Origin of the sequence: Flavobacterium psychraerolatum (assembly GCF_025960985.1) — a bacterium.
GTDB lineage: Bacteria > Bacteroidota > Bacteroidia > Flavobacteriales > Flavobacteriaceae > Flavobacterium.
This window is the reverse complement of the sequence record NZ_JAOQMX010000015.1, coordinates 1-18238: the sequence shown is the minus strand read 5'-3', so window position 1 is coordinate 18238 and position 18238 is coordinate 1. Positions and strand designations below refer to the sequence as shown.

19 protein-coding genes are annotated in these 18238 nt (G+C 33.4%); 10 read left to right on the top strand and 9 right to left on the bottom strand.

Going from position 1 to position 18238, the window contains the following annotated elements:
- Nucleotides 1-4 precede the first annotated feature (4 nt).
- From M2326_RS07475 to M2326_RS07465, 3 genes are all read right to left on the bottom strand, one after another.
- Nucleotides 5-1663 carry a SulP family inorganic anion transporter gene (locus tag M2326_RS07475; protein WP_264618938.1) on the bottom strand — a complete coding sequence of 553 codons (1659 nt, stop codon included), beginning with the start codon at nucleotides 1661-1663 and terminating at the stop codon, nucleotides 5-7.
- Nucleotides 1664-1744: 81 nt separating this feature from the next.
- On the bottom strand, nucleotides 1745-2032 hold the full coding sequence (locus M2326_RS07470) for a hypothetical protein (RefSeq protein WP_264618937.1): 288 nt from the start codon (nucleotides 2030-2032) through the stop codon (nucleotides 1745-1747).
- Nucleotides 2033-2150: 118 nt separating this feature from the next.
- Nucleotides 2151-2621: a Dps family protein gene (locus tag M2326_RS07465; RefSeq protein WP_264618936.1), complete on the bottom strand. Its 471-nt coding sequence runs from the start codon at nucleotides 2619-2621 to the stop codon at nucleotides 2151-2153.
- 105 nt (nucleotides 2622-2726) lie between these two features.
- On the opposite strand from M2326_RS07465, the gene M2326_RS07460 reads away from it, so the two are divergent.
- Nucleotides 2727-3671, top strand: coding sequence for a LysR substrate-binding domain-containing protein (locus M2326_RS07460; protein ID WP_264618935.1), 945 nt, complete (start codon nucleotides 2727-2729; stop codon nucleotides 3669-3671).
- Nucleotides 3672-3729: 58 nt separating this feature from the next.
- Here M2326_RS07460 and M2326_RS07455 read toward each other — a convergent pair whose 3' ends face one another.
- Both M2326_RS07455 and mnmC2 read right to left on the bottom strand, forming a co-directional pair.
- On the bottom strand, nucleotides 3730-3927 hold the full coding sequence (locus M2326_RS07455) for a hypothetical protein (protein WP_264618934.1): 198 nt from the start codon (nucleotides 3925-3927) through the stop codon (nucleotides 3730-3732).
- A 104-nt stretch (nucleotides 3928-4031) separates the two neighbouring features.
- Nucleotides 4032-4706 carry a tRNA (5-methylaminomethyl-2-thiouridine)(34)-methyltransferase MnmC2 gene (gene mnmC2, locus M2326_RS07450; protein ID WP_264618933.1) on the bottom strand — a complete coding sequence of 225 codons (675 nt, stop codon included), beginning with the start codon at nucleotides 4704-4706 and terminating at the stop codon, nucleotides 4032-4034.
- A gap of 310 nt (nucleotides 4707-5016) precedes the next feature.
- Between mnmC2 and M2326_RS07445 the strand changes: the two genes are divergently transcribed.
- Entirely contained in the window at nucleotides 5017-6087 is a 1071-nt protein-coding gene (locus tag M2326_RS07445) for a branched-chain amino acid aminotransferase (RefSeq protein ID WP_264618932.1), read from the top strand.
- A 55-nt stretch (nucleotides 6088-6142) separates the two neighbouring features.
- On the opposite strand, the gene M2326_RS07440 is transcribed toward M2326_RS07445, so the two are convergent.
- Nucleotides 6143-6529, bottom strand: coding sequence for a nucleoside triphosphate pyrophosphohydrolase family protein (locus M2326_RS07440; RefSeq protein ID WP_264618931.1), 387 nt, complete (start codon nucleotides 6527-6529; stop codon nucleotides 6143-6145).
- 81 nt (nucleotides 6530-6610) lie between these two features.
- On the opposite strand from M2326_RS07440, the gene M2326_RS07435 reads away from it, so the two are divergent.
- Complete coding sequence (locus M2326_RS07435) at nucleotides 6611-6799, top strand: hypothetical protein (protein ID WP_264618930.1); 189 nt, start codon at nucleotides 6611-6613, stop codon at nucleotides 6797-6799.
- 49 nt (nucleotides 6800-6848) lie between these two features.
- Here the strand turns inward: M2326_RS07435 and M2326_RS07430 are convergent, their stop codons facing one another.
- Both M2326_RS07430 and M2326_RS07425 read right to left on the bottom strand, forming a co-directional pair.
- Entirely contained in the window at nucleotides 6849-7724 is an 876-nt protein-coding gene (locus tag M2326_RS07430) for a PPK2 family polyphosphate kinase (protein WP_264618929.1), read from the bottom strand.
- Nucleotides 7725-8028: 304 nt separating this feature from the next.
- Nucleotides 8029-8928, bottom strand: a complete 900-nt coding sequence (locus M2326_RS07425; protein ID WP_264618928.1) for a L,D-transpeptidase — start codon at nucleotides 8926-8928, stop codon at nucleotides 8029-8031.
- Nucleotides 8929-9253: 325 nt separating this feature from the next.
- On the opposite strand from M2326_RS07425, the gene M2326_RS07420 reads away from it, so the two are divergent.
- From M2326_RS07420 to M2326_RS07405, 4 genes are all read left to right on the top strand, one after another.
- Nucleotides 9254-9970, top strand: coding sequence for a 3-ketoacyl-ACP reductase (locus tag M2326_RS07420; protein ID WP_264618927.1), 717 nt, complete (start codon nucleotides 9254-9256; stop codon nucleotides 9968-9970).
- Nucleotides 9971-10377: 407 nt separating this feature from the next.
- On the top strand, nucleotides 10378-10878 hold the full coding sequence (locus tag M2326_RS07415; RefSeq protein ID WP_264618926.1) for an RNA polymerase sigma factor: 501 nt from the start codon (nucleotides 10378-10380) through the stop codon (nucleotides 10876-10878).
- Between the two features lie 2 nt (nucleotides 10879-10880).
- Nucleotides 10881-11804, top strand: a complete 924-nt coding sequence (locus tag M2326_RS07410) for a hypothetical protein (protein WP_264618925.1) — start codon at nucleotides 10881-10883, stop codon at nucleotides 11802-11804.
- 39 nt (nucleotides 11805-11843) lie between these two features.
- Nucleotides 11844-13988 carry a YfbK domain-containing protein gene (locus M2326_RS07405; RefSeq protein WP_264618924.1) on the top strand — a complete coding sequence of 715 codons (2145 nt, stop codon included), beginning with the start codon at nucleotides 11844-11846 and terminating at the stop codon, nucleotides 13986-13988.
- A gap of 148 nt (nucleotides 13989-14136) precedes the next feature.
- Here M2326_RS07405 and mtaB read toward each other — a convergent pair whose 3' ends face one another.
- Complete coding sequence (gene mtaB / locus M2326_RS07400) at nucleotides 14137-15468, bottom strand: tRNA (N(6)-L-threonylcarbamoyladenosine(37)-C(2))-methylthiotransferase MtaB (protein ID WP_264618923.1); 1332 nt, start codon at nucleotides 15466-15468, stop codon at nucleotides 14137-14139.
- 318 nt (nucleotides 15469-15786) lie between these two features.
- Between mtaB and M2326_RS07395 the strand changes: the two genes are divergently transcribed.
- The 3 genes from M2326_RS07395 to M2326_RS07385 all read left to right on the top strand — a co-directional run bounded on the left by M2326_RS07395 (nucleotide 15787) and on the right by M2326_RS07385 (nucleotide 18162).
- Nucleotides 15787-16389 carry a DUF1016 N-terminal domain-containing protein gene (locus tag M2326_RS07395; protein WP_264618922.1) on the top strand — a complete coding sequence of 201 codons (603 nt, stop codon included), beginning with the start codon at nucleotides 15787-15789 and terminating at the stop codon, nucleotides 16387-16389.
- A 123-nt stretch (nucleotides 16390-16512) separates the two neighbouring features.
- Complete coding sequence (locus M2326_RS07390) at nucleotides 16513-17235, top strand: hypothetical protein (protein ID WP_264618921.1); 723 nt, start codon at nucleotides 16513-16515, stop codon at nucleotides 17233-17235.
- A gap of 582 nt (nucleotides 17236-17817) precedes the next feature.
- Nucleotides 17818-18162, top strand: coding sequence for a hypothetical protein (locus M2326_RS07385; RefSeq protein WP_264618920.1), 345 nt, complete (start codon nucleotides 17818-17820; stop codon nucleotides 18160-18162).
- Nucleotides 18163-18238 lie beyond the last annotated feature (76 nt).

Sequence of the window (18238 nt, the reverse complement as noted above, 5' to 3'; positions counted from 1 at the left end):
ACGATTATTTATCGTCAAATGTAGTTTCTGCGGTTTCTTTTTTGATTAGTTTTCGCTTAGCTACATCATAATAATGCTCAAAGGTAACATGATTGTTACTTTCTGTAGTATTTTCTAAATCATAAGCCTCTTTAAAGCCTTTCAATTTCACTTTAATATTTTCTTCTTTTGCTCGAATTTCTTTAAATTCGCTAATTAAATCCAAAATATCGTGCGCTATATAAACTGTATCATGTGCATTGATGATTACACGCGAGTTTTCCGGGATAGCATTTAGGGTTGCTTTGATCGAAGCCTTGTTGAGAAACGAAACTTCTTGTGCCAAATCAATATGAATTACGTCACCATCAACATATTCGTCTTTCTTAAAACTGTAAGCTCTTTTCAAGTTTCCTTTTAAGATGAAAATAATACTAATAATCATTCCTAGCATCACCCCTTTTAACAAATCGGTAGCCACTACAGCTACAAGTGTTGCTATAAACGGTATGAACTGATACTTCCCTTTGTGCCAAAAATGAATAAAAGTAGCTGGCTTAGCCAACTTATACCCTACCAAAATTAAGATTGTTGCCAACGTAGCCAAAGGAATTTTATTTAACAACACCGGAATCGCAACTACACTCAACAACAATAAAACACCATGAATAATGGCAGACATTTTTGACTTGGCACCTGCATTGTTATTAGCAGAAGTACGAACTACCACCGATGTCATAGGCAATCCACCCAAAAGAGCACTCACCATATTACCAATTCCTTGTGCCTTTAGCTCCACATTGGTATTGGTATATCTTTTTTGCGCATCCATTCTATCAGCAGCCTCGATACACAATAACGTTTCGATTGAAGCAACAATGGCAATGGTTATTCCAGTAATCCATACCTTTGGATTTGTAATTCCTGCAAAATTTGGAGTAACTATAATTTCTTTAAAATCATCAAAAGATTTTGGTACTGGTAACGAAACTAAGTGCGTATTGGCAATTGCCAAATTACTACCTGTTAAGATAAAGAATTCATTTAATGCGATTCCAGCAAGTACTGCGATCAATGCACCTGGAATAAGTTTTAATTTTCTCAAAAACGGAACTCTATCCCATGAAATAAGAATAACTAATGATACTACGGTCACAAGGACTGCACCGATTTGAATATGTCCTAAAATCTCAAACAAAGATGAAAACGAGTTATCACCATTTCCCTGAACAAACGACTGGTCACCTTCAAAATCGGCATCATAACCAAAGGCATGTGGAATTTGTTTTAAAATGATAATCACACCAATACCTGCAAGCATTCCTTCAATTACATTGGTTGGAAAGTAGTTTGAAATACTACCCGCTTTGATAAAGCCTAGACCTAGTTGTAGTAATCCAGCAATAAAAACGGAGGTTAAAAAGATATCGAAAGCACCAAAATCGGTGATTGCCGTAAGTATTATCGCCGTCAACCCCGCTGCAGGACCAGAAACACTAATATGTGACTGGCTTAAGTATCCAACCACAAGTCCACCTATAATACCCGATATAATTCCAGAAAACAGTGGAGCCCCTGAAGCCATTGCAATACCTAAACATAAGGGTAAAGCAACTAAAAACACTACCAAACCTGAAGCAAAATCTGTCTTAAGGTTGGCAAAAAGATTAATTTTTTTTGACATAATACTAGTATAATAATTAGTAACAAAAATGACTGCGTAATAAAAAACTACTGACATTTTAAACTTAAAAAACGAAATGTATTATGCTAAATCTGGAGGGGGAGAATATATTTTTGTTAAAACCTTATCATGCTTTGATAAATTTTCAGAAAGAATTAAACTTGATTTATAAATTTTTAATTCTAAAAGCTCAGGATGAAATATGGTTGCATGAGCAATAACTTTCACCTCTTTATTATATGAATGTTCTTCTTCTGAGTATTTATAAAAATAAGAAATATCACACCCCTTTTCAATTAACGTTATTATTGTTGGCGTTAACAGAAAGGTGACAAATAGAAAAAATAAAAGTCTAGCGATTAATTTCATTGTTACAAAAGTATACTTATTCAAAAAAAAACAAGTCATTTTTATAAAATTAAAAAAAAATTAACACAATTCCTAAGTTTACTTCCCTAGACTCTTAATTATTCTAATTACAGACTTATTAAGACAACCAAGCCTTCATCATCCATGTAGTTTTTTCTTGCTCTGCAATAAAATCACTCATCATCGAATTTGTTCCTTCATCATTTATATTCGAAGCATCTCCTAAAATCTTACGCTCTAGATTTAATAATTGCGATAATGAATCTACAATAAGTTGTATCGCTTTCTCATCATTTGATATATTTTTACCTACAACAATAACCGATTTTTTTATATAATCTTCAAAAGTATGCAATGGCACTCCCTCTAAAGTAAGAATACGTTCTGCAATACTATCGATTTTTAATTGTGAGTCATTGTATAGTTCTTCAAATTTAACATGAAGATCAAAAAAACGTTTCCCCTTTATATTCCAATGCAGTCCTCTTAAATTTTGATAATAAATCTGAAAATTAGCTAACAAAACATTTAACTCTTCTACCATTACAACTGATTCATCAACAGCCAATCCTATACTATTTGTTTTCATAATTTTCTTTTTTATTATTTATAAATACAAATTTATCAATAAAAGAAGTGAAAAAGCTATAAATTAAATTGATAGTTTTTATCTTTGCATCAAAAAATACTATCAATGACAATTACCCAACTAAAATATGTTCTTGCGGTAGCAGAACACAAGAACTTTACTCTTGCTGCCGAAAAATGTTTTGTTACGCAACCAACATTGAGTATGCAAATTCAAAAAATTGAAGAAGAATTGAGTATTACTATTTTTGACCGATCAAAAAAACCCATCCAATTAACTGATATTGGTCAAAAAATCGTTAACCAAGCTAAAAATATAGTTAACGAAGCAGATCGCATTCAAGATATCGTTGAGCAGCAAAAAGGTTTTATTGGAGGTGAATTTAGACTAGGAATCATCCCTACCATCATGCCTACTTTATTACCGATGTTTCTTTCTAATTTCATTAAAAAGTATCCAAAAGTAAAATTGATTATTGAAGAGCTGAACACGGAAGAAATCATTATAAAATTAAACAATGGACATCTTGATGCAGCCATTGCAGCAACCCCTTTGATGGAAGAAAAAATCAAAGAGATTGTATTGTACTTCGAACCCTTTGTTGCTTATATCCCCGAAAATCATGAACATTTTCAAAAAAAGGAAATTGAAGTATCCGACTTAAATTTGGACGAAATTTTACTGCTCCAAGACGGTCATTGTTTTAGAGACGGAATATTAAATCTCTGCAAAAACAGTACTAACAACGATACAAATCGTTTTCAGATTGAAAGCGGAAGTTTTGAGACATTGATAAAATTAGCAGATGAAGGATTAGGAACTACATTACTTCCTTTCTTGCATACATTGGACCTAAAAGAAACCGATAAACAGAAACTACGTCATTTTGTAGCGCCAAAACCAGCAAGAGAAGTAAGTTTAATTTACCCAAAAAGCGAACTTAAAATACAAATTATTGATGCTTTACGCAGCACGATTGCTGGAGTTATTAAAGGTGCAATTGTATTTCAAAATGTACAAATAATCAGTCCTTTACAAAAAAATAAATAGAATTACCAAACTATTTTCCATAAAAAAAGGAACCTTATTTGGTTCCTTTTTTTATATATCATGAATTAACAACTAATAAACATTGTTGTAATTCTGGTTTTTCTAATACGAATTCATAAAGCCATTTTCTTAATTCTTCCATTTCAAAAGGCAATAATGTTTTGATTGCTTTTTGCAGTTCCTTACGAAACAATAATGGATCAAAGCTTACTCTTTCTAATATAGATTTTGTGTAGTCAAACATTACTTTAGACATAACTGAAAAATTGGTGTTTATAATTTATCCTCAGCGTAAAAATACACCTTTTACTTATAATTCTTATTTTATTTAACGTATTTTTTTGATATCAACTGTACTATTTATAAAGCTTTACTTTTTTTTGTAGCCCTGAACATTTCTCTTTTTCCTGGAGGTCCTGCTAGCTTTTCTACTGTAAAACCTACTTCGATCATACTCCTTTTCACCACACCTCTAGCAGCATAAGTAACCAACACACCATTGTCTATCAATGAATTGTACATATTTTGAAATATCTCAGTACTCCATAATTCAGGTTGCACTCGGTAACCAAAAGCATCAAAATAAATCAGATCAAATTTCTCTATGTCATCAATTTCCTCAAAAAACTGTTGTCTTTTTATCAAAGAAAAAGAAGAATCTATTGTCGTCTCTTTTCCCCAAATTGAATCATGCATAGTATCAAAAACAGATTGGTAATCTTGCGCTTGTAATTCTTGGACGTAATTCATCGCTTGCAATTCGGCATCTGTAATTGGGTAAGCTTCTACCCCAGTGTAATTTATTTTTTGGTTCATTTTTTTACTTTCTAGATAAGTAATAAACGAATTCAAGCCAGTACCAAATCCTATTTCCAAAATAGAAAGGGATTGATTGGGAAATAACGACAACCCATTTTTTATAAAAACATGTTGAGCTTCTTGAATGGCGCCGTGCTTGGAGTGGTAGTTTTCATTCCATTCTTTTATATGTATAGTAGTCGAACCGTCTTCAGTTTGTACAATCTCTCTTTCCAAAATACTAAATAAATTAAATTAAAGTCTCCACGAATAGGAAACGCTACAAAATTAACCAAAACAAAAACACATAGTTAAATAAATAACTAGTTTTTTACTTATTCACTACAAAATAGCGCTAATTCATAAAAAAAATTAAAATATAAATAATTAATAACCTTTTTATTTTTTTTAATAGCTCGACATCGTCCTTATTGTTCTTTTTTATTTATTTTTGCTTTGACTAAAAGTTTCTTGAAGTACCAATCATAAAGTAGGAACTACAACGAATTACTTTTACAAATAAAACAAAATAAAACATTACCCTATTATGAGTACAACTCAAGCTAGCAAAATTGAAATAAACAAAGTAGCAACTTCAAAAATCAGCCAAGTTGATTTTGATAACATTAACTTTGGTTCTGTCTTTACAGATCATTTATTGGAGTGTGATTTCAAAAATGGAGAATGGCAAAAACCCGTCATTAAGCCCTATGCACCTTTTTTGTTAGACCCTTCAGCACGTGTATTTCATTATGGCCAAGCCATCTTTGAAGGTATGAAAGCCTACAAAGATGAACAAGATTCAATTTGGTTGTTTAGACCCGAAGAAAATTTTCACCGTTTCAACTCTTCAGCAGTACGTATGGCAATGCCAGAAGTTCCAGAAGAAGTTTTCATGGGTGGACTGAATGAATTATTGAAATTGGACAAGGAATGGATTAAAAAAGGATTAGGAAACACATTGTACATTAGACCTTTCTTAATTGCAACTGGCGAAGGTGTAATTGCAAATCCATCCGATGATTATAAGTTCATGATTATTCTTTCTCCTGCAAAAGCGTATTATTCAGGCGAGGTAAAAGTTTTGATCGCAGAACATTTTAGCCGTGCTGCCAACGGTGGTATTGGTGCTGCAAAAACTGCTGGTAATTATGCTGGACAATTTTACCCAACCGCTTTGGCTAATAAGCAAGGTTTCCAACAAATTATCTGGACAGATGATGCAACACATACCAAATTGGAAGAAGCAGGTACAATGAATGTATTCTTTAGAATCAATGATACTTTGTTTACTGCTCCAGCAAGTGAAAGAATTCTTGATGGTGTAACCAGAAAGAGTTTAATTGAAATGGCTAAGAAAGAAGGTATTGACCTAGAAGTGCGACCAGTACTGGTTTCTGAACTTATAGAAGCATCCAAAAACGGAACATTAAAAGAAATTTTTGGTGCAGGAACAGCAGCTGTAATCAGTCCAATTTCTGGATTCTCATTCAGAGATGAATATTTTGAATTACCTACAGTAACTGATTCTATTGCTTTACAGTTAAAAGAAAAATTAACAAACATGCAACACAAATTAATCGAAGACACTTACGGGTGGACAGTTAAAGTATCTTAGTTACTTGTTTATAACATACCAAAAGAGCGATTTTCTACATGAAAATCGCTCTTTTTTATTTGTCTAATATTTTTGAAAAGTCGGGTTTGAAATATTGTGGTCCCTTCAATACCTTACCATCTTGGCGGTAGATTGGGTTGCCATCCTTGCCTAACTTACTCATATTACTGCGTTGTATCTCGTCAAAAACTGCTTCAATTTTGTATTGTAAACCGTGTTCAATAATGGTACCGCACAAAATATACATCATATCCCCAAGAGCATCAGCAATTTCAACCAAATCATTATTCTGAACTGCCTCAAGGTATTCTTCGTTTTCCTCTTTCATCAAGTTATACCGCAAAATCTTCTTTTCTTCTGGCAGGTTGGCAATAGGTAATTCGCTATGTCCTATTTTGAAAGCTGTATGAAATTCTTTAACCGACTCTAATTGTTTTTGCATAATTTTTTAACTTTTATTTGGAAAGCCAAATTAGCAACAATTACTATACAATTGCGTACTTTTGCAAAAAAAATCACAACTATGTTTAGTTCAGGACAATTAATATTTGCCGTATGTTTTTTTATTGCTTTTGTAATCGCCGCTATTTATTCTTACCGCAAAGACACGGCGCTACACAAGATATACTACAAAGGAAATTATAAAGTACTTATAGGTTTTCTAATTTTCATAGGACTCTTATTTGTAATCAAAATCTGTTTCAAAAGATAATACTACATAAAAAAGCTGTTTCAATATCTATATTGAAACAGCTTTTACATTATTCTTTCAATTGATCGCGGTACATCGCAAAATTCATTTTCACTTTATCGTCCAACGGAGGTTCTTTTATATCGCTGTATTTTTGCATTTCTTCCCATATTATTTCTGCAACAATATAACGGGCCATATCTTTATCGTCTGACGGGATAATGTACCAAGGAGCGTTTTCTTTGGCCGTTTTATTAATTGCTTCCTCATAATATTGCATGTATTCGTCCCAATGCTCACGTTCCTTTAAATCTCCAGGCGAAAATTTCCAGTGGTGTTCTTCATTTTCCAAACGTCGTAACAAGCGCTTGCGTTGCTCATCTTTACTCATGTGAAAGAAAAACTTCAAAACTATTGTTCCGTTTTGACTGATATGTTTCTCAAAATTATTAATTTGCTCCATCCTTTCTTCCCAAAAGTGATTCGTAATATCTTGTACATTTTCAATTCCAGGCAAATTTTCATTCAGAATATACTCTGGGTGTACTCTGGTAACCAGTACGTTCTCATAATGCGTACGATTAAAAATTGCGAATTTACCTTTTTCTGGCAAAGCAATATAATGACGCCATAAATAATCATGTTCCAATTCGGTTGAGTTTGGCGTTTTAAAACTATGTACTTCAACACCCCTCGGGTTAAATTCTTTAAAAACCTCACGAATTAAACTATCCTTGCCCGAGGTATCCATACCTTGCAAGCAAATTAATATTCCATAGCGATTGTGTGCATACATGACGTCTTGTAGTTCACTCAATTTTTCCCGAACGCCATCCAACTTATCCTCTTTATCATCATCACTTGCTTTATTTCTCAAGTCTGTTGGTAAATCTTTCAGGCGAATTGGTGCTGTTACTTTAAAGTCTTTTGGATCTATCGATTTCATTTCTATACAATTTAATTCAAGTAAATATAATATTTTTCAGGAGCAAATTCCTGCTTTCCACTGCAATACTTATCAAGCAATTGTTTTTTTCTTAGGTCACCACAAGAGCTTCCTCTGGTCGCTTTGTTTCTCCCAGAAAAAACACAATTCCTTTTCAAAGTATTTCCGTTACAATCAGGGCTATGCATTTGGGACAAAATTATTTTTGGTTATAGTACCTTTTTCAAAAACAAATAAGCCTACTTAAAATAAGAAAAACGACTAGTTAAAAAACTAGTCGCTTTTCACCCCAAAAAAAATTAATTTACTCCTTATTTTGTGCTACAAGCTTACTATTGTTTTGTTCCTTGAGAATCATTTCCATTTTTGGCGCCACAAGTTGCGTAATTTCATCTTCAGAAATTTCAAAAGATTTTGGAGTAGTCAATAACTGCAACCAAGGTTTTTTACCTTTGAAGGGGTATTCACCAAAAACAATTACAGGAGTTCCTTTGGCTTTTACATTCTCTTTATCTGCAAGCACCCATTGATTTGCCCATTCGTACAAATATTTTGCATCATTCTCCTGTAATCTCAAACAAGAATGTGAAGCAGGATATCCTGGTAATTGGTATTCATGAAAACCAACACCTAATTTATTTTCGATATTGAAATTCCATTTTAATTCCCACTCATCATTAAAAGTACTATTTGTTTTTTCGGCTTTCCAATTGGTAAAAAATAGTCCTGTTGGTGTAGGATCTTTTTCGCGCCCCATATTGGTTGGTCCAGTATAAGCAAGTTTTCCGTTTTTGTAAGCAGCAAAAGTCTGCGTTGGATAAGAAAAAAATATAATTTTATCCACATTCTTCAACGCTTGTACCTGTAAAGGAAAAGGAAGGTAGTCCTCTCTTTTACCATCCAATTTATTAGGAACGATAATCGAATCCATTTTTGCTAAATTTAATTTATCAGTACGGTTAGCATCCATTACGATTTGTAATGCGGCTTCATTTTTTTCATTTGCCTTCAACCATGTTTTACCTTTCATCATCTTATATTGAATTCCATCGAGTTTTTCACGGATTTCAACAGTACTATTTTTTTGGTCAGCTGTGGTATCACTTGGAACTTTGTTGGTATTTTGGTCGTTGTTTGTTTCAATATTTTTACAGGATAATGACAGAATAGCCACCAACGACGTTAACATTATATACTTTCTCATAACTTTCGGTTTATAGTACAAAGATCAATTGAAAGCAGATCTGTTTTGTTACAGGATTTTCAAAAAAAGTTATTGAATTCTCAGTTTTTCACCCTGTGTTTTTGCGTGAGGGATGGAAATGGAAAGCCCACAAACAAGTGCAGCGATAGCGGAACTTGTTGAGGACTTGCAATGTACAGCCCGACCCGTAGTTTTTACGAAGGGGCACGCCCAAATCAACATGATTATAGGAGTAGGTTTTAAAAATTATCATTTATTTCACATCCATTCATTCTACTGACGATATCAAAACCGTAACTTTGTTTGTGAATTAAAAACGACTAAAATGATTGACTTAAAAAATAAAAATGCTCTAATTACAGGAGCTGGAAAAGGAATAGGAAAAGCTGTAGCCATTGCGCTTGCCAAAGAAGGTGTGAATGTAGTTTTGGTTGCACGTACACAAGCAGATATTGATGCCGTAGCGGCAGAAATTGCTCCATTTGGTGTAAAAACATTAGCAATAACTGCCGATGTATCAGATATTACATCGGTGAATGCTGCTGCTGAGAAAGCCTTAGCCGAATTTAAGACTATCGATATTTTGATCAACAACGCTGGTATTGCAGCTTTTGGTAAATTTATGGAAATGGAAGTTACGGACTGGGAACGTATTATACAAGTGAACTTAATGGGGACTTATTATGTGACTCGCGCCCTATTGCCAAACATGATTGAGAGACAAACGGGTGACATTATCAATATTTCGTCGACTGCTGGATTGAATGGAAATGCAGTGACGAGTGCTTACAGTGCTTCAAAATTTGCTGTTTTGGGATTGACAGATTCATTGATGCAGGAAGTACGCAAGCACAACATACGCGTGACTGCTATAACTCCTAGCACTGTTGCTACTGAAATGGCCAAAGACTTAAACCTTACTGACGGAAGCCCTGATAAAGTAATGCAATCTGAGGATATGGCCGAATTGATTGTAGCACAGTTGAAATTAAACCGTCGCGTGTTTATTAAGAATAGTAGCATTTGGTCTACTAATCCGTAGATTATTACGCAGAGATTCGTAAAAAACATAAAGGTTCACAGAGTATTATTTTATACTTTGTGAACCTTTTTGTTTAAAATCATCTGGCAAATGTAAATCTCAAAAATAAAACATCATCCTCAAAATAATAATCGTAACTATTTGTCTCGCTGATAGCATCTCAGCAAAGTTGCTCACATATCTCGACACGCTTTCAGCGAGACAAACGGTATCAACTAGATTCTAGAAAATCAAAAATCACTTCAAAAATCAATTTAAAGCACAATATTCACATTCTCGGAATAAATCAAAAATCATTAATTAAAACTTTTTTTCACTCCTCTCCCAACCTTTTTGATTAATTTACTCTCTTTATTAGTAAAGACACTATTGTGATAAACGAAAATCTAATATTAGCGTGTAAAAAAATGCAACGAGACGCCCAGCGTCAGGTGTATGAACTCCTTGCCCCCAAACTCTATGCGAGTTGTAAACGCTACCTGAAAAACGAAGAAGAAATCGAGGAAGCCTTGGCGGATACTTTTTTTATCCTATTTACCAAATTGGACCAACTCAAAGAAATTGGTGCTTTTGAAGCTTGGGCACGCAAGATTGCTGTGAATCAATGTTTAGCAACCATCAAAAAGAAAACCAACTTCAATATGTATTTGGACGATGTCAAAACCATTGCATTGCCTTTTACTGATGAGGATACCCATCTTGAAGAAGAAGATTTATTGCAATTACTCAACCAAATTCCAGAAGGATGCAAAACTGTTTTCAATCTGTTTGTGATTGAAGGCTACGGGCACAAAGAAATTGCCCAACAGCTCCAAATTTCGGAAGGCACATCCAAATCACAACTGAATGCCGCCAAAACCAAGTTGAAAGAATTAGTAAATAAACTGTATTACAAAAAATCGAATTAGTCATGGACAATCAAGATAAATTATTCAACCAAATCAAAGAGGCTGCTCAACAAGCCGAAAACAAAGCCTTTCCGGGCATGGACAAAGTATGGGCGAGAGTAGACGAAAAGCTCGACCAAAAAGTGTTGGTTACCAAAACCAAGGTGTGGAAAAAATTAGCGATTGCAGCTTCTGTATTATTAGTAGTTTCATTAGGCTATCAATTAACCAAATCAAAAACAATTGTTCCAGTACTCGAAAAAACGATTGTTGTTCAAGAAAGTGCACCTATCAAAACAATTGAAGATAAAGAGGAATCAACAACCTTATTAGATACAATACAAATTAAAAAAGTAATCGAACAGCAAACGCAAATTGCAAAAACATCTGAAACTGCAAAAACAGAAGCTATTGCATTACAAGAAGTAAAAGCGTCGGAAGCAGAAAACCAAATGGAATTGGAAAGAGCGAAGATAGCAAGACAAAGCCAAGCCAAAAGCAGTAGCCAATTTAATCGTGGTCGAATTTATGAAGCACGAGAAGTAGATAGCTATTATGATAAAAATGCTGCACCTACAATGGTTGCCGAGGAGCAAAAATTGGTTACCGCAAATGCGCCACTTGTAGTCATGAATGGTGATTTGGTTTCGAGTAAAAAATACAAATCGGTGGCAGATGCAAAAGATGCCATTAGTGATAAATACGAAGATGAAATAGAATCATTAGTAGTCCTAGACGAACCGCTCTACATCATCAATGGTGTTGAATATGATGAAGAATCCCTGTTTGGAAAAAATCCAACGAGTCCGTATGCACCTTTAAGTAAACAAAAAATCGAATCACTTACTATTTTACAAAACGAACAAGCCATTGAAAAATATGGCGAAAAAGGAAAAAAAGGAGTCGTAATTATCGCCACCAAAAACGGAAAACCGCTCTCGAAATAATTCAGAAATCACAATACTAACATTCTAAAAAACAACGTCATGAAAAGTCTAAAACTTCTTTCATTAGCCATTGCTATGCTTTTTTCTGTACTTACATTTGGACAAAAAATCACAATTACAGGAACCGTAACAGACGAGTCCAAACAACCTTTGCCAGGTGCGATCGTTATAATAAAAGGTTCTCAAACCAAAGCGCAAACAGATTATAACGGGAACTACAGTATCATTGCTCAAAACGGAGAACAATTGATATTCAGTTACCTAGGTTACAACTCGCAAACCATCAAAGTAACGAATCAGAAAACGATTAACGTACAACTAGTTGCAAATCAAAATTCATTGGATGAAGTTGTTGTTATTGGTTATGGCGTTCAAAAAAAGAAAGAACTCACAGGAGCTGTTGCGGCATTAAAAGCAGAGAATTTCCAAAGCAGTGCTGTTAAAAATGTCAGCAATGCGATGGATGGTCGCGCAGCAGGACTGCAGGTTATGCATGCTCCAAACGCACCGTCAGCAATTATGATTAGAGGAGTTCAATCGGTAAGTACGGCCCAACCTTTATACGTTGTTGATGGCGTTCCTTATGAAAATGAACCTAAAATAGACCCAAAAAACATTGCAACGGTTAATGTCTTAAAAGACACTGCTTCAAGTGCCATTTATGGAAACAGAGGTTCAAATGGAGTAGTTTTAATTTCGACAAAAAATAACCAATACAAAGGTTTAAGTGAAAAAGAGTTAAAAAAAGAACTCGACAAATTAAATATCACGCCAACAATTCCAAGTACTCCCAACCAAGAGGATTATGACAGTTTTGTCGAAAATCAATTTGAAAAGCCAAAAAGCGCACCGCTTTCGACTTTTTCTATTGATGTTGACAATGCCTCTTACACAAACATCCGCAGAATGATTAACAACGGACAAGCAGTACCCAAAGACGCAGTGCGTGTAGAAGAAATGATGAATTTCTTTAAATACAATTACCCACAACCCAAAAACCAAGACCCGTTTTCTATCAATACCGAATACGGCAATTGCCCTTGGAATCCAAAACACCAATTGCTAAAAATAGGTTTGCAAGGAAAAAACATTCCAACGGATAATTTGCCTGCTTCCAATTTGGTTTTCTTAATCGATGTTTCGGGTTCTATGAGTGATGCCAACAAATTACCATTACTGAAACAATCGTTCAAAATATTGGTCAACGAATTGCGTAAAGTAGACAAAGTAGCCATTGTGGTTTATGCCGGTGCAGCGGGATTGGTCTTGCCTCCTACTGCTGGAGACCAAAAACAAACGATTATCAATGCACTGGATAAACTGCAATCTGGTGGTAGTACAGCTGGCGGAGCCGGAATTGAATTGGCGTACAACACGGCTTTAGAAAATTATATAAAAGGAGGGAATAACCGTGTCATCTTGGCAACCGATGGTGATTTTAACGTGGGAAGTTCTGCCAACAAAGACATGGAAACCTTGATTGAAGAAAAAAGAAAATCAGGTGTGTTCCTAACCTGCCTTGGTTACGGAATGGGAAATTACAAGGACAGCAAAATGGAAATTTTGGCCAATAAAGGCAACGGAAACTATGCTTATATTGACAACATTCAAGAAGCCAATCGCTTTTTGAGCAAAGAATTCAAAGGTTCGATGTTTGCTATCGCAAAAGATGTGAAAATTCAAATTGAATTCAACCCCAAACACGTTCAATCCTACCGATTGATTGGGTACGAAAACAGAAAATTACGTCCCGAAGATTTTAAGAATGACGCCATTGATGCAGGAGAATTGGGAAGTGGTCATACGGTAACCGCTTTATACGAAATCATTCCAACTGGAATTGAAAGTGACTACCTTGTTTCGGATTTAAAATATTCACAAGCCACAACAAACAACTCGAATTTTAGCAATGAATTGGCAACGATAAAATTTCGCTATAAAAAACCAGATGGAGAAAAAAGCATCGAAATGGTAGAAACCATCGCCAATCAAACTGCAAAAAGCACCTCTGATGATTTTAAATTCAGCAGTGCCGTAGCTTGGTTTGGATTGAAATTAAGAGATTCCAAATTAGTTTCGAATAAAGAAACAAATTCGATAGAAACTTTAGCAAAACAAGGTTTATCGAATGATAGAGACGGTTACCGCGCAGAATTTGTGAGATTGGTTGAAGCGGTGGAGTAGTTAGTATTGTTTCGCAAAGATTCGCAAAGTAAAAAAAAGGTTCACGAAGTTTATATTTAAACAACGTGAACCTTTTTTCAAAATTCAATTTCAAAAATCAAATGTCAACTTCAAAAATCAAAAATCGTTAATAAAAAATATTTTTTTCTTAAACCACTTCTTCAGTAACAAATTCGACTCTTACTGCCCCGTCTTCATCAATATGAGTCAGGTTTATATTTTGAAGTGTATTTGCTAATTCTGGATTCCATGGCGTTTTTACTTTTACATAGTTTTCTGTAAAACCATGAATATAGCCTTCTTTATTTTCACATTCGAATAAAACCGTTCTTTGTGTTCCCAACTGACTTTCATAAAAAGCACGACGCTTTTTTACAGACAATCCACGCAACATTTTGCTTCGCTTTGCGCGTACATTGGCAGGAATAGCTCCTTCCATTGCTGCTGCTTCGGTATTGTCTCTTTCAGAATAAGTAAATACGTGTAAATACGAAATATCCATTTCGTTCAAAAAATGATAGGTTTCTAAGAAATGCTCGTCCGTTTCTCCAGGGAAACCAACAATCACATCTACACCTATACACGCATGTGGCATCACTTCACGAATTTTGTTTACTCGTTCAGTATAAACCTCACGTTGGTAACGACGTTTCATTGCTTTTAGGATATCATTACTCCCCGATTGCAACGGAATATGAAAATGCGGTACAAAAGTACGACTTTTCGAAACAAATTCAATCGTCTCGTTCTTTAGCAAATTCGGTTCAATAGACGAAATTCGTAATCTTTCAATTCCTTCTACCTCATCCAAGGCTTGTACTAATTCTAGAAAAGTATGTTCGTGTTTTTTGTTTCCAAATTCCCCTTTTCCGTAGTCACCAATATTTACTCCAGTAAGCACAATTTCTTTAATGTTTTGCGCTGAAATATCTTTTGCGTTCTTTAATACATTCTCCAATTCATCCGAACGAGAAATTCCTCTCGCCAACGGAATCGTGCAGTAGGTACATTTGTAATCGCAACCATCTTGCACTTTCAAAAAAGCACGAGTACGGTCACCAATAGAATAACTGCCCACATAAAAATCGGCCTCGGATATTTCGCAAGAATGTACTTCGCCCATATCATTTTTACTCAAATCATTGATATAATCCATGATTTTGAATTTTTCCGTCGCTCCAAGCACCAAGTCAACACCATCTACAGCAGCCAATTCTTCTGGTTTTAACTGTGCATAGCAACCCACCGCCGCTACAAAAGCTTTGTCGTTGAGTTTCATGGCTTTCTTAACCACTTGTTTGAACTGTTTATCGGCATTTTCGGTTACAGAGCAGGTATTAATAACATACATATCTGCAACGTCTTCAAAATCTACACGATCAAAACCTTCGTCTTGAAAATTACGTGCAATTGTTGATGTTTCTGAAAAGTTCAGTTTACATCCTAAAGTATAAAAGGCAACTTTTTTTCTATTTTCCATAAGTAAGCACTAACAATGAAATCGTTGTCAAAAATTAGCGTGTGCAAATTTACAAAAAAAGGAATGTAATTTGGATTTAATTTATTGTCTTTTTAGAAAGGCGATTAGGGCCATTTGAACCGATTTACTCACACCTATACGAAGCCAAACAAACTACTATTTAAACTAGCAAATTCATTTAGTAAATTGCATTGTTTGTCTATTTTACACTCATTTATTTTTAATATATTTACTATGCTTTAACTTATAAATCTGATAATTACAGATTAAATCAATTGCGAACGCATTGCGTTCGCAATTCAAAACAAAAATTACGATATGTCTGAAATCGAAAATACTGTACTCCTAAAAACCATTATATCACTTATTGATAGTACCAAAGAAAATACCATTCGTTCGATAGATTTTCATCGAGTACAGCTTTATTGGAATATTGGGAAACACATATTCGAAGAACAACAAGAAGGAAAAGATAGAGCAGATTATGGTCAATACGTAGTTAAATACTTAAGCACCAACCTTAAACCTATCTTCGGAAGTGGTTATAGTTCCAGACAATTATATCAATTTATCCAGTTTTATAAAACTTTCCCAATTGTGAACGCAGTGCGTTCACAATTGAATTGGTCACAGTATAGGATATTAATTGCACTAACCGATGAAGATAAAAGAACGTTCTATATCGCCGAAAGCATCAAAAATCATTGGACTGGTCGACAAATGGAACGCCAAATTAATAGTTCCTTATATGAACGTCTTTTATTAAGCAATGACAAAGAAAGCGTATTGGCCGTTGCCAAAGTAGAAAAATACCCCAGCGATGCGAGAGAAATCATTAAAGATCCAATAACATTAGAATTTCTGGGTTTGAGGAGAGAGACTGCTTATTATGAGACGAACAATTTACTACACTCCGAATAATCTTTTAGTTATAATTAATATATCAATTTGGTCTGAGATTATTTTTCCTTAATTTAACATCTGTAGTTATTAAATTATATATTTGAAAAAAATATTACAAATTGCTACTGAATTTTTCCTCAAATGAAAAATATAAAACGAAAAATAGACATTGAAGAATATAGATTGCGTACAGAAATTTCAGATGATGAAAAATCTAATATTTTATACAATTTAATTTTCTTAAAGAAGAAAGCGAACTTAGATGAATACATATATAAAGATATTAAGTTATTTATTTACCATTATTTAAGACACCTAAAAAGCGCCAATTATGGATATGATAATATTAATTATGATAAAATATTAACATTAATCAATCTATTACCACTAGATCAAAAAGTTTCAATTATCGACTATATTATTTTAAATTCCACAAAAGAATTACCCGAAGTCAATCAAAATTGGTTTTTAACCAAAAAGCACAACTTCAAAATTGAGGAAATTTTTAAATTGAAAAAAAAGAACAAATATATCTATGGGATATTTTTAATTTGTGGTAAAAGCACCACTAACTTACTGCTTTCATTAATTCTAATATTTATATTAATTAACATAATCTTACTACCTGCTTACAACGCTAGTTTTGAACTTTTCAAAATAACATATGAAATATACTCAGATAATTTTACCATCAATCATATATTAAACGTTCTCACATTATTTGTAGATTTAGATAATAAATTAACGATAACACCTAACAACTATTTTGGTCTTCTACTAATAGTATTTGGTAAGATACTATTTGCTATTCTCCTCATAAATTTCATTTACATTAAGATTTCAGATAAAATATTAACATCATGAACACTTCAGAACTATTGGATTTTATCCAAAGAAGAATTAATTCAATATTATTTAGAATCATAATAATTATATTTTCAATTATTGTTATAAATTTCGCTAATAATGAATTTAATAGTTTCGTGTACTATGCAGTAATTTTTATTTATTTTACTATATATCTGTCACTTACTAGCTATTCTAAGAATGCTAAATGATTTTCTATTCTTAATATTTATTAGTTTTGGAAAAGACCCTACTCAAATTTTGATTTATTCCCTATTAATATTACCAATAATAAACAGCATAAATTTTTCAGGGAAAAAAAAATCACCATTACTATATTTGTTTACAATATTATCTTTCCTTATTTTAAGTTGTAAATTTGACCATCAATATAATGTTTTAGTTCTACAGAAAAACACACCTATTTTAGTACCTATTATTATATTGTGGGTAATAAATTGGTACACATCTCTAAGAGTTGATTTAAGTAATTTCAGAAAAGAACTGAATGACATAATTGATAGTTTTTATATCAAAAAAGAATACTTAAAAAGGCCCTATAAAATATATAGTGAATTGATAAAATCCGTCAATACCTATATGAAATCAGAGTTAATAGAAGATATCTACTGCTTTATAATTAGCAATAATAAATTAAACTTAGTCAATAGTTCCTCATTCATTTGGGAATATGATTTTAATGATGATGAATTAATAAAAAAGATAAAAGCCTCCAATAATTTATTTAACGAGGACATAAAAATTGATAATGTTGATAAAAACAGAAACTTCTTGATTTACACCAATGTTGAAGATAAGGAGTACATATTTGTTTTAACAGTAATAAAACCTTTATCATTATATTATCAAATCATTGGACTACCTAGAATTTTCGGGTCTTCATTTAATAAAATTGGAAGAATTTTGGTTCTTCGCCTAAATTAGTGGAAATTAAAAAAACCATGTAATTTTGGGGGATGGAATTAGATGGATTAGGAATTTTGTTAGGAGTTAAATCTCC